Genomic DNA, 19,928 nt, shown 5'->3' with positions numbered 1-19,928 from the left:
GGGGAGCGATGAGATGAGACGGAGCCGCGCCGACAATGATGCAACCCACACGCGCCTGACGCGTCGCGCCGCCCTTTTGGGCGGGGCGCAGCTGCTGTTCATGGGCGGGCTGGCCGCGCGCATGCGCTATCTACAGGTCGATCAGGCCGACCAGTTCCGCCTGCTGGCCGAAGAGAACCGCATCAACATCCGCCTGATCCCCCCCGCCCGGGGTGAGATTTTTGACCGCAACGGCATACAGCTTGCCGATAACGTGCCCTCCTACCGGATCGTCATGGTCCGCGAAGATGCGGGCGACGTGGAGGCGGTGATGGAGCGGCTCGCCCAAGTCATCGAGATCGACGAGGAGACCCGCGAACGCGCCATGACCGAAATGTCGCGCTCTGCCCCATTCCTGCCCGTCACCATCGTCGATGACGTGAGTTGGGAAGTCGTGAGCAAGGTCAGCGTCAACGCCCCCGCCCTGCCCGGCGTCACGCCCGAAGTGGGCCTGACCCGCGTCTACCCGCGCGGTGCGGATTTCGCCCATGTGGTGGGCCGCGTAGGCCGGGTGAGCCAAGCGGACCTCGACGCGCTGGAAAACCCCGATCAGGTGCTGCGCATCCCGCGCTTTCAAATCGGCAAGATCAACGTCGAAGCCCGCGCCGAGAACCTGCTGCGCGGTGCGGCGGGCACCAAACATGTGGAGGTGAACGCCACGGGGCGCGTGATGCGCGAGCTGGAGCGGCGCGAAGGGCAGGCCGGGGCCGATCTGCAACTGACCGTGGACGCCAATCTGCAACGCTATGTGCAGGCCCGTCTGGGCGAGGAAAGCGCCGCCGTGGTCATCATCGACTGCGAGAATGGCGATCTGGCCGCGCTTGCATCCTCGCCCAGCTACGACCCGAACCTCTTTATCGGCGGCATCTCTTCGGCGGATTACAACCCGCTGCTCAATTCCAAATACCGCCCCTTGGTGAACAAACCCATACAGGGCACCTACCCGCCCGGCTCGACCTTCAAAATGATCGTGGCACTTGCCGCCATCGAAGAGGGCATCGTCACCCCCGATGAGACGGTCTATTGCCCCGGCCATCTGGAAGTCGCGGGGCGGCGGTTCCACTGCTGGAAACGCGCGGGCCACGGCTGGGTCGATCTGCAACATTCGCTGAAACAATCCTGCGATGTCTATTACTACGATCTGGCCGTGAAGGTCGGGATCGAGAAAATCACCGCCATGGCGAACCGCTTTGGCCTTGGGATCAAACATGATCTTGCGCTGTCCTCGGTCGCGGGCGGGCTGGCGCCCACGAAACAGTGGAAACGCTCGGCCCGGGGTGAGGATTGGGTCGTGGGCGACACGGTCAACGCCTCTATCGGGCAGGGTTTCACCCTCTCCTCCCCGCTGCAACTGGCGGTGATGAGCGCGCGGATCGCCACGGGCCGCGCGGTGACGCCGCGGCTGATCAAATCCATCGACGGGGTAGAGCAACCCAGCGGCGCGGGCGAACCGATGGGGCTGAACGAAAACAACCTGCGCCAATTGCGCAAGGCGATGTACGACGTGGTGAACGACCGCCGCGGCACCGGCTACCGCAGCCGGATCATCGATGACACGATGCGCATGGCAGGCAAGACCGGCACCAGTCAGGTGCGCAACATCACCGCCGCCGAACGTGCCCGCGGCGTGACCAGCAACGCCGATCTGCCGTGGGAACGCCGCGACCACGCGCTCTTTGTCTGCTTTGCGCCCTATGACAAACCGAAATACGCAGCCTGCGTGCTGGTGGAACACGGCGGCGGCGGCTCGACAGCCGCGGCCCCGATTGCGCGCGACGTGATGTTGCAGGCCATGGCGGGCGGCGAGCCGCCACTCGAAGCCTACCCCAAGTCCGACCGGGGCCGCATCGCCACCCAGCAAGAGGAACTGCGCAACACCACGCCCGAGACCACCGCCAATCTGGAGGGGGAGGATCAGGCATGAGCTATCTTGAGCATACGGTCAAATCCGTCCCCACAGGGCTGCGCAAGATCCTCTTTATGAACTGGCCGCTGGCGATCCTGCTGACCAGTGTCGCGGGCGTCGGCTTTCTGATGCTCTATTCGGTCGCGGGCGGGTCATTCTCCCCTTGGGCCGAACCGCAGATGAAGCGTTTCGCCATGGGCATGGCGATCATGTTCACCGTGGCGATGGTGCCGATCTGGCTTTGGCGCAACCTGTCGGGCGTGGCCTATGGGGCGACCTTGGTGCTGCTGGTCGCGGTCGAACTCTTCGGCTCTGTCGGCATGGGCGCGCAGCGGTGGATCGACATCGGCTTCATGCGGCTACAACCGTCGGAACTGATGAAAATCACGCTGGTCCTGTTTTTGGCCGCCTATTACGACTGGCTGCCGGTCAAGAAGGTGTCCCGCCCCTTTTGGGTGCTGCTGCCCATTCTGATCATCGTGATCCCCACCGCACTGGTGCTGAAACAGCCCGACCTTGGCACCTCGATCCTGTTGCTGACCGCCGGGGGCGGGCTGATGTTCCTTGCGGGCGTGCACTGGGCCTATTTCGCCGCCGTCATCACCGCCGCCATCGGGCTGGTCACCGCCGTTTTCCAATCGCGCGGGACACCGTGGCAATTGCTGAAAGACTACCAATACCGCCGCATCGACACCTTCCTCGACCCCAGCCAAGACCCGCTTGGCGCGGGCTATCACATCACCCAGTCCAAGATCGCGCTTGGCTCGGGCGGCTGGTCGGGGCGCGGCTATATGCAGGGCACCCAATCGCGGCTGAACTTCCTGCCCGAGAAACACACCGACTTCATCTTCACCACATTGGCCGAAGAATTCGGTTTCGTCGGCGGCGTCTCCCTTCTGGGGCTTTACGCGCTGATCATCCTTTTCTGCGTGGCCTCGGCGGTGAAGAACAAGGACCGGTTCTCAAGCCTGCTGACCCTTGGCATCGCGCTTAACTTCTTTCTCTTTTTCGCCGTTAATATGTCGATGGTCATGGGGCTGGCCCCCGTGGTCGGCGTGCCCCTGCCGATGGTGAGCTATGGTGGCTCGGCCATGCTGGTGCTGCTGCTGGCCTTCGGCTTGGTGCAATCGGCGCATGTTCATAGACCGAGGTAATTCATGACGATCAACATTCTCTTTGCCGCCAAAGCCGAACGCTGGGACGGCTACGAACAGCCTTTGAACGAAGCGCTGCGCAAGGCACTGCCGGGGCAGGATTTCACGCTGGCCACCGACCTGCCGCCCGAGGAGGTCGACTATATCGTCTACGCCCCCAACAGCGATTTGCAGGACTTCACCCCCTACACCCGCGCCAAGGCGGTGCTGAACCTCTGGGCCGGGGTGGAGGCGATCACCGGCAACGAGACCCTCAAGATCCCGCTGGCGCGGATGGTCGACTTCGGCTTGACCCACGGCATGGTGGAATGGTGTACCGGCCACGTGCTGCGCCACCATCTGGGGATGGATACCGACATTCTGCGCAAGGATGCCAAATGGGAGCCGCGCACGCCGCCGCTGGCGCGCGAGCGCAGCGTTGCGGTGCTGGGCATCGGGGCGCTCGGCCAAGCGGTGGCCGAGGCGCTCGTGGGTCTGGGCTTTGACGTGACCGGTTGGTCGCGCAGCGAAAAGCAGATCGACGGCGTGCGTTGCCTACACGGCGACGAAGGCCTTTCGGAGGCGCTCAGGCGTGCCGAGATCGCCGTGCTCCTGATGCCCGACACGCCGGCCACGCAGAACGTGCTGAATGCCGAGACGCTGGCGCAGATGCCCGAAGGAGCCTTTATCATCAACCCCGGTCGCGGGCCGCTGATCGACGACGATGCGCTCTTGGCAGCGCTCGACAGCGGACAGATCGCCCATGCCACGCTGGATGTCTTCCGGGTGGAGCCGCTGCCCGAGGATCACCCCTATTGGGCGCATCCGAAGGTCACCGTGACCCCGCATATCGCGGCGGCCACGCGCAACGACACGGCCTCGGAAGTCATCGCAGAGAACATCCGCCGCAGCGAGGCCGGCGAGCCCCTGCTGCATCTGGTAGACCGCGACCGGGGGTATTGACCCCCGGCCCCGGCAAGGCTCAGGCCGCCAGCCCGCGCCCCTTGAGCAGCGCCTCGACCCCCGGCAGACGCCCCCGGAAGGCGGTGTAAAGCTCCGCCGGATCACGGCTGCCGCCGGTCGAGAGGATGTGTTCCTCCAGCGCCTCGGCACGTTCCGCATCAAAAGCTCCGCCCGCTTCCTCGAAGGCCGCGAAGGCGTCGGCGTCCATCACCTCGGACCACATGTAGCTGTAATAGGCGCTGGAATAGCCATCGCCCGAGAAAACATGCGCGAACTGCGGGGTGGCGTGGCGCATCCGGATCGCCTGCGGCATGCCGATGCTGCGGAGCACCTCGGCCTGTTTCGCCATCGGATCGGCAGGTGGTTCGCCGTCGTGGAACTCCAAATCGACAAGGGCGGAGGCGATATATTCCACCGTCTGAAAGCCCATGTCGAAGGTCGCGGCGGCCAGCACCTTGTCGAGCATCTCGCGCGGCATCGCCTCGCCCGTCCGCGCATGGGTGGCGAATTTCTGCAGCACCTCGGGCTGGTCCAGCCAGTGCTCAAAGAGCTGGCTCGGCAATTCCACGAAGTCGCGCGCCACCGAGGTGCCGCTGACGCTTTCATAGGTCACATCCGAGAGCATCTGGTGCAGCGCATGGCCGAACTCGTGGAACAGCGTGCGCGCGTCGTCGTAGGACAGTAGCGCTGGATCGCCCTCGGCGAAATTGCAGACGTTGATCACCACGGGGGCCTGTTCGCGCGGGAACTTCGCCTGCGCGCGCATCGCCGAGCACCACGCGCCCGAACGCTTCGAGCCGCGTGCGAAATAATCGCCGATGAAGACCGCCACATGCTGGCCGTTCCGCGTCACTTCCCACGCCCGGCAATCGGGGTGGTAGAGCGGCACGTCGAGGGCTGCGAACTCCAGCCCGAACAGCCGGTTGGCGCAGTCGAAAGCCGCGTCGATCATCCGGTCGAGCTGGAAATAGGGTTTCAGCGCCGCCTCATCGAGATCATGCTCCGCCGCGCGCCGCTTCTCGGCGTAGTAGCGCCAGTCCCAAGGCTCCAGCGCCCCGTTCACGCCGTCCTCGCGCATCAGCGCGGTGAGCACCTCGGCATCAGCGTCGGCCTGCGCTTTGGCCGGTTTCCAGACCGACATCAGCAAGTCACGCACGGCGGCGGGCGTCTTGGCCATCTCGGTTTCCAACTTGTAGGCGGCGAAGTTGTCGTAGCCCAGAAGTGCTGCGCGCTCTTTGCGCAGCGCGAGCGTCTCGGCCGCGATCTCGCGGTTGTCGGTCTCGCCGCCGTTCGCACCGCGGGCTTCCCACGCGCGGAACGCCTTCTCGCGCAGGTCGCGGCGGTCCGAAAATTGCAGGAAGGGCGTGATGAGCGAGCGCGACAGCGTGACCACCGGGCCTCGCGCGCCCTTTTCTTCGCCCGCGGCCCGGGCGGCATCGATCACGAAATCCGGCAGGCCGGTCAGATCGTCCTCGGACAGCGGCATGAACCAGTCGCGCTCATCCGCCAGCAGGTTCTGGGTAAACTGCGTGCCCAGCACAGCCAGCCGCGCCTTGATCTCCTTCATGCGCTCGGCCTCCGACCCCGTCAGCGCGGCGCCTGAGCGGACGAAGCCACGGTGCGTCAGCATCAGCACGCGGGCCTGTTCCTCGCTGAGGTCGAGACTGTCGCGCGCCTCCCAGACGGCATTGATGCGGGCGAAGAGTTTCGTGTTGCCCGAGATCGCCGATTGATGCGCGGCGAGCTTGGGGGAGAAGTCGCGCTGCAACGCCTCGCGCGCCGGGTTGCTGTCGGCACCCGCCACGGTGAAGAAGACGCTCAAAACCTTGTCGAGCGCCTCGCCCGAGGCTTCCAGCGCCTCGATGGTATTGGCGAAGCTGGGGGCCTCGGGGTTCTCGGCAATGGCGTCGATCTCGGCCCGGTGGGCGGAGAGCGCCTCCTCCAAAGCGGGGGCGAAATCATCGTCGGAAATGCGGTCAAAGGGGGCGATGCCGAAGGGGGTCTCCCATTCGGTCAGAAGCGGGTTGGTCATGCAGGTCTCCTTTGCGCCCAAGATGGGGCGCGCCGGGGTGACTTGCAATCACCCGCCGCAGGTTTCGCAACCCGCGCGGCGTTTGAGGCCGATCTTGCGGGTCTCGCCATAAAGCCCGTCGTAGATCATCATCTCGCCGCGCAGCACGCTGCCTGCCCCGGTGATGAGCTTCACGGCCTCCAGCGCCATCATCGTGCCGATCACGCCGGGCAGTGGCCCGATCACCCCGGCCTCGGCGCAGGAGGGCGCAAGCCCCGCCGCCGGCGCTTCGGGGAAGATGCAGCGATAACAGGGCGCGCCGCGGGCGGGATCGAAGATGCTGAGCTGCCCTTCCCACTGGCTGAGCGCCCCCGAGATGAGCGGCGTGGCCGTCGCGACGCAGGCCGCGTTCACCCGGTAGCGGGTGTCGAAATTGTCGGTCCCGTCGAGCACGAGGTCATAGTCGGCCACCAGTTCCTCGGCGATCTCGTCGGTCAGCCGGCGGTGGTAGGGGCGCACGGTGACATGGGGGTTCTGCGCCAGCATTTCGGCCTGCGCGGAAAAGACCTTGGGCGTGCCGATGGCGGCGTCCTTGTGGATCACCTGCCGTTGCAGGTTCGCGTTCTCGACCGCGTCATCGTCGATCACCCCGATGGTGCCGACGCCCGCCGCGGCGAGATATTGCAATACGGGCGCGCCGAGACCGCCCGCGCCGATCACCAGCACCTTTGCGTTTTTCAGCGCCTTCTGCCCGGGGCCGCCGACCTCACGCAGCACGATGTGCCGGGCGTAGCGGTTCAACTCACTCTCCGAAAAACGGCCCGAGGTGGGGTCTTCAGTCGGCGCGTCCGGCGTGGCGCGCGCGCGCAGGGTCGCCAGCCCCTGCCGGTAGAGCAGCACCAGCACGATGAAACCGCCCAAGAGCAGCCAAGGCGCGGCACTGCCGCCGGTGGCGAGCCGCAGCGGGTGGGTGGCCGGAAACAGCAGATGCAGCGCGACCAACGCCAGATACATCAGCCCGATCAGCCCCGCGCGCAGCCCGCGCGGCAGGCCGAGGAAGCCGCCGCCGAACCAAAGCGCCGCCGCGATAATCAAAACAGCCAGCATCACCGCGCCCCCGTCGAGCCGAACCCGCCCGCGCCGCGCGGGGTCTCATCAAGGCGCTCGGCCAGATCGAAGCCCGCCTGCCCCACCGGGGCCACGACCATCTGGGCGATGCGCATGCCATGTTCGACGGTGAAGGCCTCCGCCCCCATATTGCCCATGATCACCCCCACGACGCCGCGATAATCGCTGTCGATGGTGCCGGGGCTGTTGATCAGGGTGATCCCATGCTTCAGCGCGAGACCCGAGCGCGGGCGGATCTGCACCTCGAACCCCTGCGGGATCGCCATCTGCAACCCGGTGGAGATCAGCGCCCGGGCGCCGGGGGCCAAGGTGACCGTGCCGCCGGGCAGATTGGCCCGCAGGTCCGCCCCCGCCGCCCCGGCGCTTTCATAGGCGGGCAGTGGCAGGCTGCGGTCCGCGCCATCGGCCCAGCAGAGTTTGATCGTGGTCATAGCGCCCCCTCAGGCAAGTGCCGCGGCGATACGTTCGGCCAGACGGGCGGCCACGGCATCTTTGCCCATGCGCGGCCAATCCTCGGCCCCGGTCTCGGTGATCAGTGTCACGGCATTCTCGCGCCCGCCCATGATGCCGGTGGCGGGGGAGACGTCATTGGCGACGATCCAGTCACAGCCCTTGCGCTCCCGTTTCGCGGTGGCATGGGCCAGCACGTCGTCGGTCTCGGCGGCGAAGCCTACGACGAGCGGTGGGCGACCTTCGCCGCGCTGGCTGACGGTTTTCAGGATGTCGGGGTTTTCCGCGAAAGTCAGGCTGGGCAGCCCGTCTTTCGATTTCTTCAGCTTACGGTCCCCTGCCCCCTGCACGTGCCAATCGGCCACCGCGGCGGCAAAGACAGCGGCATCCGCGGGCAGTGCGGCCTCTACCGCCTGCATCATCTCTTGCGCCGTTTGCACCGGCACCACCTCGACGCCTTCGGGCGGGACGACTTCGGCGGGGCCGGTTACAAAAACGACCTCAGCCCCCAGATCCGCCAGCGCCCGCGCGATCGCCGTGCCCTGCGCGCCCGAGGAGCGGTTGGCGATATAGCGCACCGGGTCGATCGGCTCATGCGTGGGGCCGGAGGTGACGAGGATGCGCTTGCCCGCAAGCGGCCCCTGCCCAAGCCGCGCCTCGACTGCCGCGACAATCTCAAGCGGTTCGGCCATCCGTCCCGGCCCGTATTCGCCGCAGGCCATGTCACCGTCATTCGGCCCGACCATTGTGATGCCATCGCCGCGCAGAGTAGCGATGTTGCGCTGCGTCGCGGGGTGCTGCCACATCCGCACGTTCATCGCAGGTGCCAGCAGCACCGGCGTATCGGTGGCCAAAAGCAAGGTTGAGGCCAAATCATTCGCCGCCCCCTGCGCCATCTTGGCCATCAGGTCTGCCGTGGCGGGGGCAACCACCAAAAGGTCCGCCGCGCGGCTGAGCTGGATATGCCCCATCTCGGCCTCATCACCGAGGTCGAAAAGATCGCGAAAGACCTTCACCCCGGTCAAGGCAGATACGGAAAGCGGGGTGACAAACTCTTCGCCCGCGCGGGTCAGGACCGGTGTGACCTTGGCGCCGCGTTCGCGCAGACGCCGGATCAGATCGAGGGATTTATAGGCGGCAATGCCGCCGCCGATGATCAGCAGAATATGTTTGCCCGACAGCATAAAGGCCCCCCGTTTGCATTAGGGAGACCTTAATCCGGGGCGGCGAAATCTGCCAGCCCTGGCGGGCATCGCGATATGGGGTCAGGCCAGAAAGGCAAAGACCTCACGCGATTGCATCTCGAGGGACTTGCGCATCTTGCCAAAGGCCGCGGCTTCAAGCTGGCGGACCCGCTCTTTGCTGAGGCTAAGCTCATCGCCGAGGCTTTCCAGAGTACGCGCAGGATCCCGCAGTTTGCGTTCGCGCACGATGAATTGCTCACGCTCGGACAGACCCTGCATTGCCGCCAGCAACCAGTTCCGCAGCTGCGCCGTGTCATGCTCTTCCTCGACACGCTCCGCCGCCTGCGCGCTTTCGTCAGCCAGTGCTTCGATCCACTCGCGGCCCTCATCCTCAGCGCTCTGCGTGGCGTTCAGCGAATAGTCCGACCCTGACAGACGGCCTTCCATCATCTCGACATCATGCAGCGGCACGCCGATTTCGGTCGAAATCATCTGGCGCAGCTGGTGCTTATCCAACGTCTCGCCCATGGCCGTGGCCTCACGCTCCAAACGGGCCTGCACGCGTCGCATGTTGAAAAACAACGATTTCTGAGAGGAGGTCGACCCTGTCCGCACCATCGACCAATTGCGCATCACATGGTCTTGAATGCTCGCCTTGATCCACCAAACCGCATAGGTCGAGAAACGCACGCCGCGGTCGGGGTCGAATTTGTCGGCGGCTTTCATCAGGCCCAGACCGGCCTCTTGGATCAGATCGTTCAGCGGCGCGCCGTAGCGCTTGAACTTGCCCGCCATCGAGATCGCCAGACGCATGTAGGCGGTGATCAAACGGTGCAACGCGGCCTCATCCCGGTGATCGCGCCACGCATAGGCCAATTCCAACTCCGTCTCGGCATCGAGCAATTCGGCCTTCATTGCGGTGCGGGTGAGTGAAAATTCGCGAGCGGTTTGCAATGACATTTGGTATCCCCCTTGAGAAATGCGCGGCGCACCTTGTGATGGGCCTTTGGTGGAGATACGCAGAGACATGCCATTTGGTTCAAATATTTGGTGAGAAGATGTTGCCTAGAACTACCTTTGCCCTAGGCGGGGCGGCCTCGGGCAAGTCGGAATGGGCAGAGGCCCTCGTAAATTCCATCGGCATGTCAAAGACTTACCTCGCCACTGGTCGCATCTGGGATGACGAAGTTCAAGAACGCGTGAACAAGCATCAAGCAAGGCGCGATGCGGGGTGGCGCACCGTCGAATGCCCGCTAGATCTGACCGAACCGCTGGCGAAACTGCCCGCCGGCGAAATCGTGCTGATCGACTGCGCGACCATGTGGCTGAGCAATCACCTGATGGAAGGCAGCGATCTGGAGGCCGCGCAGGCGCAGCTTTTGCAGGCCCTGCGGGGCTGCGCCGCGCATTGGGTCGTGGTCTCGAATGAGGTCGGCCAAGGCATCGTGCCCGAAAACGCCATGGCCCGCCAATTCCGCGAGGCGCAGGGGCGGCTCAACATCGCCTTGGCCGCCGAGGCCGAGACGGTGGTGCAGGTCGTCGTCGGCCTGCCGCAACTGTTGAAAGGGGAGATGCCATGACCATTTGGCACTGGGTGCGCCACGGCCCGACCCATGAGAAGAACTTCGTCGGCTGGCGCGATGTCCCGGCGGACCTTTCCGATGCGCCCCGACTGGCACGGTTGAACCTGCACCTGCCGGATGAGGCGCTGCTCGTCTCCTCGGACCTGATCCGCGCTGTGCATACGGCGGATGCGCTGGCCCAGCCCGCCCGCCGCCGCCTGCCCCATGAGCATGGGCTGCGAGAGCTGCATTTCGGCGCTTGGGACGGGCTGCATTTCTCCGAAGTCGCCGCGCGTGACCCGGACCTCAGCCGCGCCTATTGGGAGACCCCCGGCGATGTCATGGCCCCCGAGGGCGAAAGCTGGAACCAGACCAAGGCGCGCGTCGACCGAGTTGTGGCACGGATCAACGCGGCCCGCCCCAATGCCCATGTGATCGCCGTGGCCCATTTCGGCGTGATCCTCACGCAGGTGCAGCAGGCCCAAGGCGGCGGCCCGCTGGAGGCGATGGCCCATAAGATCGACAACCTTTCGGTGACGCATCTGTCCCACGACAACGGCCAATGGCGGGTTGAAGGGATCAATCATACGCCCTGAGCCACAGCGCCGTTAACCATTCCTAAACCCGTTTTGCCTACCGATTAACCATAGCAAGACGGAGCAGGGGTAATGGTGTCGCGGGCCTATACGGTCGCATTTCAAGGGGTCGACGCCCGCATCGTCGAGGTGCAATGCGCGGTCACCGCCGGGCTGCCAGGCTTTTCGATCGTCGGACTGGCGGACAAGGCCGTCTCGGAAGCCCGCGACCGGGTGCGCACGGCGCTCAGCGCCTTGGCCATCGCGCTGCCGTCCAAACGCATCACCGTCAATCTCTCCCCCGCCGACCTGCCCAAGGAAGGCAGCCATTTCGACCTGCCCATCGCGCTGGCGCTGCTCTCGGCGCTGGATATCCTGCCGGATGACATTACCCAGAATGTAGTGGCCTTGGGGGAGCTTTCGCTCGACGGGACGCTGATGCCCGTGGTCGGCGCCCTGCCCGCCGCCATGGCCGCCGCCGCCGAGGACCGAAGCCTGCTCTGCCCCGCGGGGTCGGGGGCGGAGGCCGCGTGGGTGGGCAAGACACAGATCATCGCCGCCGCCAATCTGGGCGACGTGGTGCGCCACTATACCGGGCAAGTACCGATCGCCCCCGCCGAGCCGGGCGAAGTGCCCCTCGCATTGGCGGGCCGCGACCTGCGCGAGGTTAAGGGCCAAGAACGCGCCAAACGCGCGTTGGAAATCGCTGCCGCCGGGCGGCATCACCTGATGCTGGTCGGCACGCCGGGGTCGGGGAAATCCATGCTGGCCGCGCGGCTGCCCGGCATCCTGCCGCCGCTGACGGCATCCGAGGCGCTGGAGACCTCAATGATCCACTCCCTCGCCGGGCTGCTGGATGAGGGCGGCATTTCCCGCAGCCGCCCTTTTCGTGAGCCGCATCACACGGCCTCAATGGCCGCCATCATCGGCGGCGGTCGGCAGGCGCGACCGGGGGAGGCATCTCTGGCCCATAACGGCGTGTTGTTCATGGATGAGTTCCCCGAGTTCAACCGCACGGTCCTCGAAACCCTGCGCCAACCGATCGAGACTGGCGAGGTCATGATCGCGCGGGCCAATGCCCATGTGAAATACCCTTGCCGCTTCATGCTCGTCGCGGCGGCGAACCCCTGCAAATGCGGCTACCTGCCCGACCCGGCCCGCGCCTGCGCCCGTGTCCCGGCCTGCGGCGAAGACTATCTCGGGCGTATCTCCGGCCCGCTGATGGACCGGTTCGACCTACGCGTCGACGTGCCGCCCGTCAGCTACAGCGACCTCAACCTGCCCGCCAACGGCGAGACCTCGGCCGAGGTCGCGGCAAGGGTCGCCGCCGCGCGGGCGCTTCAATCCACGCGCTACGCGCCGCATGACGGGATTTCGGCCAATGCCGATGCGGCGGGTGACCTGCTCGAAACCGTCGTCAGCCCGGATGCCGAAGCACGCACGCTGCTCCTGCGCGCAGCAGAACGGTTTTCCTTGTCAGCGCGTGGGTATCACCGGGTCATGCGTGTCGCGCGCACCATCGCCGACCTTGCGGGGGAACCCGAGGTCCGCCGCCCCCATATGGCCGAGGCGATCAGCTTTCGCCTGCCCGATCCGGCGGCAGGGCATTGATCCAATCGGCGAGGGCCGCGAGGCTCTGCCGCGCCTCGGGCAGGTGGTTCTGAAACAGCGGCCAGACATGCGGCAGGTCATGGACCTCCTGCAAAATGGCCGACACGCCCGCTTCGCGCAGACGGGCCGCCAATCGGCGGCTGTCATCACGCAGGATTTCGCTGTCACTTACGGTGAGCCAGACGGGCGGTGCGCCGTTGAAATCCGCAAGAATGGGACTCGCCCGGGGGCTCTCCGCATCCTGCCCCTGAAGATAGAGCCGCGCCATTTCCGTCGCGCGGGCGGCGGGCAACAACACGTCGCTTTCGGCATTCTGCGTGAAACTTGGGCCTGAAAACGTCAGGTCCAACAAGGGGGAAAGCCCAAAGGCGCCAGCAGGCAGCGCCGCCCCCTCGCGGCAGAGCTGCGCCAGAAGATCGAAAACCAGCGCGCCGCCCGCGCTGTCGCCGCCAACCACGATGTCCCCCGCGGCGAAGCCCATCTGGCGCAGCGCATACCACGCCGCGCGGATGTCGTGCGCAGGTTTGGGAAAGGCCGCTTCCGGCACGCGCGCATAGCGCGGCAGCACCGCCCGCGCGCCAGTCAGCAGGGAAAGGCGCGCGACCATCGCCCGGTGCGTCTCCGGGCTGCCAAACACGAACCCGCCGCCATGGACGTAGAGGATCACACGCCCTTGGGAGGCCTGCGGCGGCGTAAGCCAAAGCGCCGATCCCGCCCCCGGCAAATCACGCCATTCCGCATGCACCTCGCGCGGCCCCTTGAAAAAAAGCCGCGCCTGCATCTCCATCGTGGCCCGCAGGAATTGCGGGTTTGCATGGGCCAGCAAAGGTTTCTCTGTCAGACGCAGGCAGCGGTTCAGAAGATGCTGGCGCAGGCTCACCCGCGCTTAGCCTCAATCGCCTCCCAGATTTTTCCGGCGACATTCTCGCCATCGAACCGTTCCAGCTCTTGAATGCCGGTGGGAGAGGTCACGTTGATCTCGGTCAGATAATCGCCGATCACATCGATCCCGACAAAGATTTGGCCCTTTTCCTTGAGCAATGGCCCGATGGCCGCACAGATCTCCAGATCGCGCTCGGTCAGCCCGACCTTCTCAGGCCGCCCGCCGACATGCATGTTCGACCGCGTCTCGCCCTCCGCCGGGACGCGGTTGATCGCGCCCACCGGCTCCCCGTCCACAAGAATGACGCGCTTGTCACCCTTGGACACGGCAGGCAGGAATTTCTGAACGATGAGCGGCTCACGCGAGAAGCCAGTGAACAATTCATGCAGGGAGGTGAGGTTGCGATCATTGGCGTCCAGCCGGAACACACCGGCACCGCCATTGCCGTAAAGCGGTTTCAGGATCACATCGCCATGCTTCGCCTTGAAGGCTTTGATGGTCGAAAGGTCGCGCGCAATCGTGGTGGGCGGCGTCAGATCCGAAAAGTCGAGAACCAGAAGTTTCTCGGGGTAATTGCGGACCCAAAAGGGATCGTTGACCACCAATGTGGTTTCTTTCAGCCGGTCCAGCAGGTGGGTCGAGGTGATGTAATGCATGTCGAAAGGCGGGTCTTGGCGCAGCCAGACCACGTCGAAATCCGCCAAATCGACCTCGCGCTCTTCTCCGAACCGGGCATGATCGCCCTGCACGCGCTGCACGGTAAAGTCATAGCCCCGCGCGGTGATCCGCCCCTCTTGGTACGCCAGATGATCGGGCGTGTAGAAGAACAGCTCATGCCCCCGCGCCTGCGCCTCTTCGGCCAGCCGAAAGCTGCTGTCGGCATTGATGTTCACGTCCCCGATCGGGTCCATTTGAAAGGCGATTTTCATCGGCGTCCCCCGCTGCTTACCTTTGTCGTGATCCGACCCGGACCGACGGTGCAGGCTTCTGGGATCGCTTCTTAGATGGCGCAGCAGGGGCCTATGCGCAATGGGTCAGCCGTGGCCAAAGGCGTTTTCGATGATTTCGGTGGCCCCCTGCCCATCGACAAGCGCCACGTCAAAGCGCACCTCGGTCAAGCTTCCTGCAGGTTCGCCGGCAAGAAATTCCTCGGCGGAGCGGTAGATGCGCTGCATCTGTCGGGCGGAAAGGCTTTCGGCGGCCCGTGCGAAACTACGGCTTTGTTTCACCTCGACAAAGATCAAGGCAGCCCCATCGCGCAGGATCAAATCAATTTCACCAGCGCGGCCGCGCCAACGGCGGCGCACGATGGCAAAACCGCGCCTTTCATAGTCTTGCGCGATCCGGTTCTCGGCGGCGATCCCAGCGTGATAGGCCATGCGCCCCCGTTGGCGTTTGGCCGCAGTTCGTATCCCCGTATTGCCCTGCGCCATTTTCATCGCTCCGATCCGCGTTCTAACCTTTGCCGAGCGCCAATGCCGCTTGATAGACCTGCCGCCGTGGCAGGCCATGGGCCTGCGCCACCAAATCGACAGCGTCACGCATCGACATATCTGTAAGCGCCCGTTGCAAATCTGTTTCTAGGTCAAGGTGATTAACAGAGTCTGAACGGCTGCGATCAATCAGCACGACCACTTCGCCTTTTGGCGCCTTCACTTGATAAAGCTCGGCGAGGTTTTCGAGGGTACCCCGCTGAATCTCTTCGAATTTCTTGGTCAACTCCCGGCACATTGCCGCTTTACGCCCCGCGCCCAGTGCGGTTGCCGCATCGCGCAGCATGGCGCCGAGCCGTTTGGGTGATTCGTAGAACACCAGTGTTCCCGGCACGTCGCGCAGCTTTTCCAGCGCCGCGATGCGTGCCGATTTACTATTGGGCAGGAAACCCGCAAAGAAAAATGCATCCGTCGGCAGGGCGCCCAAGGCCAGCGCGGTCAGCACGGCCGATGGTCCCGGCGCGCAGGTCTGCATCACGCCCGCTTCGGCTGCGGCGCGGCTTAATTCAAACCCCGGATCGGCGATCAGCGGCATGCCCGCCTCCGACGCATAGGCGACCGATTTGCCCTCGCGGATGGCCGCGATCAGCCGCTCTTGCACCGATGTGCCGCTGTGATCGTGCAGCGCCAGCACCTTGCGTCCATCAAGCGGCACCCCATGAATTTCCATCAGCCGCCGCAGGCTGCGCGTGTCCTCTGCCGCCAGCAGATCCGCCGAGGCCAGCGTGTCGAGCGCGCGCAGCGTGATATCGCGCGCGGTGCCGATGGGGACGCCCACGAAATAAAGTCCCGGGGCTAGCTCTGTCTTGTCAAATTTCAACGCTGGACCCGCCTTTCGCAGTCACTATGATCGCGGCCATGTTCCGGCGACCATCGTCGTCTTGCCACCACCGGGGAGTGAATACAAATGATTGCCTGTTTCCGCGCCATCCGCAAGAAGATGCACCTGCTCTTGCTGCCGCTCTTCGCGGTCCTGCTGGCGGCCTGTCAGCCTGTCGCCACGGGCGGCGCCAATTCCGGCGGCCCGCGCATTGACCCTGCGGCCCCCGTCCCCGTGGCGCTCTTGGTTCCGCGGGGCGGCACGGCCGGTGATGAGTTGCTGGCCAAGAACCTCGAAAACGCCGCGCGTCTTGCGATGCGCGATCTGGATGGCGTCCAGATCGACCTGCGCGTTTATGGCACCGCAGGCAATGCCAGCACAGCCGCATCCGTCGCTGCGCAGGCGGTGAATGAAGGGGCCAAGATCATCCTTGGCCCGGTTTACGGCGAAGCGGCCAATGCGGCTGGGGTGGCCGTGGCCTCCTCCGGGGTCAACGTGATCTCCTTCTCGAACAACCCGACCATCGCGGGCGGCAATGTCTTCGTGCTTGGGCCGACCTTTGCCAATACCGCCAACCGGTTGGTGAGCTTTGCAAAGCGCAACGGCAAAGACAAAATGGTCGTGCTGCATGGTCAGGACCTTGCCGGACAGTTGGGCCGTGACGCAATCATTCAGGCGATCAGCGCCAATGGCGCGACGCTGGCAGGCACCGTCGATTACGCGCTGAGCCAAGAGTCGGTCGTGGCCGCCGTGCCGCGCGTCAAAGCAACCATCGAAGGCAGCGGCGCCAATGCGCTCTTCCTCACCACCTCCTCGGCCAGTGCTCTGCCGCTTTTCGCGCAGCTTCTGCCCGAGGCCGGCATCCAATCGGCGACCACACAATATGTCGGTCTGACCCGTTGGGACATCCCCGCCCAAACGCTGGAACTGCCCGGCGTTCAGGGCGGCTGGTTTGCCCTGCCCGACAGGGCGGCGAGCGGTGCCTTCTCGAACCGTTACACCGCGGCCTATGGCAGTGATCCGCACCCTCTGGCCGGGCTGGCCTTTGACGGGATCGCGGCAATCGGCTCCTTGGTGAAGGGCGGCAAATCCAACGCGCTTTCCGGGGCCGCATTGACCCAAGGGGCGGGTTTCCAAGGCGCCAGCGGCATCTTCCGCCTGCGCCGCGACGGCACCAACGAACGCGCCTTGGCCGTGGCCACGATCCGCGACAACCGCGTCGTCGTGCTCGACCCGGCACCGCGCGGCTTTGGCGGGGCTGGTTTCTGAATTGGACCTCGCGAAACCGACAACAACATCAGGCGCGCGTCGACACCCGCGCCTGATTTGCGCGCCCGAGCAAATCTTTGACGACACGGCCATCTGGCAGGCCCTCGCCCAGCGCGACAGCACGCTGGAGGGCGCAGCCCTCAGGGCCGAGATCGTCCCCCTGATCCAAGAAGCCCAGCAGGCGGGCCGCAAGGCCATTGCGGCAGGCTTTGCTGAATCGCCCTTCGACGCGCGGGCGATGACCTCTTCCTACACCTATCTCACCGACCAGCTGCTGCGCTGCGTCTTGCAGATCGCCACGCAGGTGCTGCACCCCAACCCGAACCCGACCGAGGGTGAACGGCTCGCCATGATTGGCGTCGGCGGCTATGGCCGGGGAGAGATGGCGCCCTTTTCCGATGTCGATCTGCTGTTCCTCATCCCCTACAAGGCCACCGCCTGGTCGGAGAGCGTGATCGAATCGATGCTCTATATCCTGTGGGATTTGAAGCTGAAGGTCGGCCACGCCACCCGCACCATCGAAGACTGCCTGCGGCTAGGAGCGGATGATTTCACCATTCAGACCGCCCTGCTGGAAAACCGTTTCATCGACGGCGATGTGACCCTTGCGCAAGAGCTTTCCGAAAGGCTCAAGAACGAACTTTTCTCAGGCGCGGGAAAGGATTTCATCGAAGCGAAACTGGAAGAGCGCGACAACCGCCACCTGAAACAGGGTGAGCGCTATATGGTCGAGCCAAACGTCAAGGAAGGCAAAGGCGGGCTGCGCGATCTGCATTCGCTGTTCTGGATCGCCAAGTTCATCCATGACGTCGACCGGGTCGCGGATCTGGTCGATCTCGGCGTTTTCCGCGCCGATGAATACGACACCTTCCGCGAGGCCGAGGCCTTTCTCTGGGCCGTGCGGGGGCACCTCCACCTGATTGCCGGGCGCGCGACGGAACAGCTGACCTTCGACATGCAGGTGCAGGTCGCCCAAGCGATGGGCTATCAGGACATCGGGGGCCGGCGGGGCGTCGAGATCTTCATGCAGGCCTATTTCCGCCATGCCACCGCGGTGGGGGATCTGACACGCATCTTCGTCAGCGGGCTCGAAGCGTCCCATATGAAGGCCGAACCGCTGCTGGAACGCATCTTCCGCCGCCGCCCGAAAATCCGCGACGGGTTTCAGGTGGTCCACAACCGCATCGCGGTGAAGGACGACGAAGAGTTTCTACAAGACAAGCTGAACCTGTTGCGCATCTTCGAAGAAGCGCTGCGCACAGGCATGTTGATCCACCCCGATGCGATGCGGCTAATCAAGGCCAACCTCGCGCTGATCGACGATGACATGCGTCGCACGCCCGAGGCGCGCCGCATCTTCCTTGATCTGCTGCTGAAACACGGCAATCCCGAACGCTCCCTGCGGCGGATGAATGAATTGGGCGTCTTGGGCGCCTTCATCCCCGAGTTCGAGCCGATCGTGGCGATGATGCAGTTCAACATGTATCACTCCTACACTGTGGACGAACATACCATCCAATGCATCGCCAACCTCGCCCGGATCGAAAAAGGCGAGTTGGAAGAGGAACTGCCCGTCGCCTCCTCGATCCTGAAACGCGGTGTGAACCGCAAGGTGCTCTATGTCGCGCTGCTGCTGCATGACATCGGCAAGGGGCGGCCCGAGGACCATTCCATCATCGGCGCGAAACTGGCACGGCGCATTGGCCCGCGGTTGGGGCTGAAACGCGATGAGGTCGACACGGTGGAATGGCTGGTGCGCTATCACCTGCTGATGTCCGACATGGCGCAGAAACGCGACATCGCCGATCCGCGCACAGTGCGCGATTTTGCCAAGGCGGTGCAGACGGTCAAACGGCTCGACCTGCTTTGCGTGCTGACGGTCTGCGACATTCGTGGCGTCGGGCCGAACACATGGAACAATTGGAAAGCGGTGCTGATCCGCGCGCTCTATCGCCAGACCGAGCGGGCGCTGGAAACCGGGCTCGAAGACCTCAACCGCGAAAACCGAGGCGCGGAGGCCAAGAAAGCCCTGCGCGCCGCGCTCTCCGATTGGCCGCGCAAACACCTGCAACGCGAGACGGCCCGCCACTATCCGCCCTATTGGCAGGGTCTGCATGTCACCGCCCATGTCGCCTTTGCGGAACTGCTGCGCGACATCGGCAATGATGATATTCGCATTGATCTGCACCCCGACGAAGACCGCGGTGCGACGCGGGCCTGTTTCGTCATGGCCGATCACCCCGGCATCTTTGCCCGGCTTGCAGGCGCGCTGGCGCTGGTCGGCGCCAATGTGGTGGATGCGCGCAGCTACACCACGAAGGATGGTTTCGTAACTGACGCTTTCTGGATTCAGGACAGCGAGGATCAACCCTATGAGGCCAGCCGCCTGCCGCGGCTGCGCGAGATGATCCTCAAGACCCTGCGCGGCGAGATCGTTGCCCGCGACGCGCTGAAATCCCGCGACAAGGTCAAGAAACGCGAACGCGCCTTCAAGGTGCCCACGCATATCACCTTCGACAACGAAGGCTCGGAAATCTACACGATCATCGAGGTCGACACCCGGGACCGGCCCGGTCTGCTCTATGATCTGACGCGCACCTTGGCGGCCTCCAACGTCTATATCGCCAATGCGGTGATCGCGACCTATGGCGAACAGGTGGTCGATACCTTCTACGTCAAGGATATGTTCGGCCTGAAATACTATACCGAGGCCAAGCAGCGCACCTTGGAGAAACGCCTGCGCGAAGCGATTGCCGCAGGGGTCCAGCGGGCGGAGGGCTAACCCCCCGCCTCCGCCTCATCGGCGGGTTTTCGCCACCCGCTCTTTGGTCGCTTTGCTTTGCGCAACAGATCCTCAAAATCCCTGCAACCCGCCGCTGAGACGGGATTCCATTAATGAGG

General features: G+C 64.6%; 17 protein-coding genes. 8 read left to right on the top strand and 9 right to left on the bottom strand.

What is annotated here, in order from left to right:
- Positions 1-13: 13 nt before the first annotated feature.
- The 3 genes from mrdA to ACGYKA_RS16295 are packed head-to-tail and all read left to right on the top strand — an operon-like array spanning position 14 to position 4,041.
- Positions 14-1,963: a penicillin-binding protein 2 gene (gene mrdA / locus ACGYKA_RS16305; RefSeq protein WP_067265293.1), complete on the top strand. Its 1,950-nt coding sequence runs from the start codon at positions 14-16 to the stop codon at positions 1,961-1,963.
- Positions 1,960-3,099, top strand: coding sequence for a rod shape-determining protein RodA (rodA, locus tag ACGYKA_RS16300; RefSeq protein ID WP_394413788.1), 1,140 nt, complete (start codon positions 1,960-1,962; stop codon positions 3,097-3,099). Before mrdA ends, rodA begins: the two co-directional genes overlap by 4 nt.
- Before the next feature lie 3 nt (positions 3,100-3,102).
- Complete coding sequence (locus ACGYKA_RS16295) at positions 3,103-4,041, top strand: 2-hydroxyacid dehydrogenase (RefSeq protein ID WP_394413791.1); 939 nt, start codon at positions 3,103-3,105, stop codon at positions 4,039-4,041.
- A 19-nt stretch (positions 4,042-4,060) separates the two neighbouring features.
- Here ACGYKA_RS16295 and ACGYKA_RS16290 read toward each other — a convergent pair whose 3' ends face one another.
- The 5 genes from ACGYKA_RS16290 to ACGYKA_RS16270 all read right to left on the bottom strand — a co-directional run bounded on the left by ACGYKA_RS16290 (position 4,061) and on the right by ACGYKA_RS16270 (position 9,774).
- Positions 4,061-6,073: a M3 family metallopeptidase gene (locus ACGYKA_RS16290; protein ID WP_394413794.1), complete on the bottom strand. Its 2,013-nt coding sequence runs from the start codon at positions 6,071-6,073 to the stop codon at positions 4,061-4,063.
- Between the two features lie 48 nt (positions 6,074-6,121).
- On the bottom strand, positions 6,122-7,159 hold the full coding sequence (locus ACGYKA_RS16285; RefSeq protein WP_394413797.1) for a HesA/MoeB/ThiF family protein: 1,038 nt from the start codon (positions 7,157-7,159) through the stop codon (positions 6,122-6,124).
- On the bottom strand, positions 7,159-7,611 hold the full coding sequence (gene dut / locus ACGYKA_RS16280; RefSeq protein WP_271688947.1) for a dUTP diphosphatase: 453 nt from the start codon (positions 7,609-7,611) through the stop codon (positions 7,159-7,161). Before dut ends, ACGYKA_RS16285 begins: the two co-directional genes overlap by 1 nt.
- 9 nt (positions 7,612-7,620) lie before the next feature.
- Entirely contained in the window at positions 7,621-8,814 is a 1,194-nt protein-coding gene (gene coaBC, locus ACGYKA_RS16275; protein WP_271688946.1) for a bifunctional phosphopantothenoylcysteine decarboxylase/phosphopantothenate--cysteine ligase CoaBC, read from the bottom strand.
- A gap of 81 nt (positions 8,815-8,895) precedes the next feature.
- Positions 8,896-9,774 (bottom strand): RNA polymerase factor sigma-32, encoded by an 879-nt coding sequence (locus ACGYKA_RS16270; RefSeq protein WP_394413800.1) that lies wholly within the window; start codon positions 9,772-9,774, stop codon positions 8,896-8,898.
- A gap of 98 nt (positions 9,775-9,872) precedes the next feature.
- Between ACGYKA_RS16270 and cobU the strand changes: the two genes are divergently transcribed.
- From cobU to ACGYKA_RS16255, 3 genes are all read left to right on the top strand, one after another.
- Positions 9,873-10,394, top strand: coding sequence for a bifunctional adenosylcobinamide kinase/adenosylcobinamide-phosphate guanylyltransferase (gene cobU / locus ACGYKA_RS16265; protein WP_271688945.1), 522 nt, complete (start codon positions 9,873-9,875; stop codon positions 10,392-10,394).
- The gene (locus tag ACGYKA_RS16260) at positions 10,391-10,972 is read left to right on the top strand and encodes a histidine phosphatase family protein (protein WP_271688944.1); all 582 of its coding nucleotides are present in this window, start codon (positions 10,391-10,393) and stop codon (positions 10,970-10,972) included. The genes cobU and ACGYKA_RS16260 overlap by 4 nt, the downstream gene beginning before the upstream one ends.
- 72 nt (positions 10,973-11,044) lie before the next feature.
- Positions 11,045-12,562, top strand: a complete 1,518-nt coding sequence (locus tag ACGYKA_RS16255) for a YifB family Mg chelatase-like AAA ATPase (RefSeq protein WP_394413803.1) — start codon at positions 11,045-11,047, stop codon at positions 12,560-12,562.
- Here ACGYKA_RS16255 and ACGYKA_RS16250 read toward each other — a convergent pair.
- The 4 genes from ACGYKA_RS16250 to rsmI form a co-directional block, all read right to left on the bottom strand.
- Positions 12,525-13,442 carry an alpha/beta hydrolase gene (locus tag ACGYKA_RS16250; protein ID WP_394413806.1) on the bottom strand — a complete coding sequence of 306 codons (918 nt, stop codon included), beginning with the start codon at positions 13,440-13,442 and terminating at the stop codon, positions 12,525-12,527. The genes ACGYKA_RS16255 and ACGYKA_RS16250 overlap by 38 nt on opposite strands.
- Positions 13,439-14,374: a glutathione synthase gene (gene gshB / locus ACGYKA_RS16245; RefSeq protein ID WP_394413809.1), complete on the bottom strand. Its 936-nt coding sequence runs from the start codon at positions 14,372-14,374 to the stop codon at positions 13,439-13,441. The genes ACGYKA_RS16250 and gshB overlap by 4 nt, the downstream gene beginning before the upstream one ends.
- A gap of 105 nt (positions 14,375-14,479) precedes the next feature.
- On the bottom strand, positions 14,480-14,878 hold the full coding sequence (locus ACGYKA_RS16240; RefSeq protein ID WP_394418344.1) for a YraN family protein: 399 nt from the start codon (positions 14,876-14,878) through the stop codon (positions 14,480-14,482).
- Between the two features lie 22 nt (positions 14,879-14,900).
- Entirely contained in the window at positions 14,901-15,758 is an 858-nt protein-coding gene (gene rsmI / locus ACGYKA_RS16235; protein ID WP_394413815.1) for a 16S rRNA (cytidine(1402)-2'-O)-methyltransferase, read from the bottom strand.
- A gap of 87 nt (positions 15,759-15,845) precedes the next feature.
- Between rsmI and ACGYKA_RS16230 the strand changes: the two genes are divergently transcribed.
- Positions 15,846-17,027 (top strand): penicillin-binding protein activator, encoded by a 1,182-nt coding sequence (locus tag ACGYKA_RS16230; RefSeq protein WP_394413818.1) that lies wholly within the window; start codon positions 15,846-15,848, stop codon positions 17,025-17,027.
- A gap of 1 nt (position 17,028) precedes the next feature.
- A complete protein-coding gene (locus ACGYKA_RS16225) occupies positions 17,029-19,809 on the top strand; it encodes a [protein-PII] uridylyltransferase (RefSeq protein WP_394413821.1) in 2,781 nt (926 codons plus the stop codon).
- The last annotated feature ends 119 nt before the right edge of the window (positions 19,810-19,928 follow it).

Origin of the sequence: Sulfitobacter sp. 1A15106 (assembly GCF_043556995.1) — a bacterium.
Classification (GTDB): domain Bacteria; phylum Pseudomonadota; class Alphaproteobacteria; order Rhodobacterales; family Rhodobacteraceae; genus Sulfitobacter; species Sulfitobacter faviae.
This window is presented reverse-complemented; position numbering and strand designations above follow the sequence as displayed.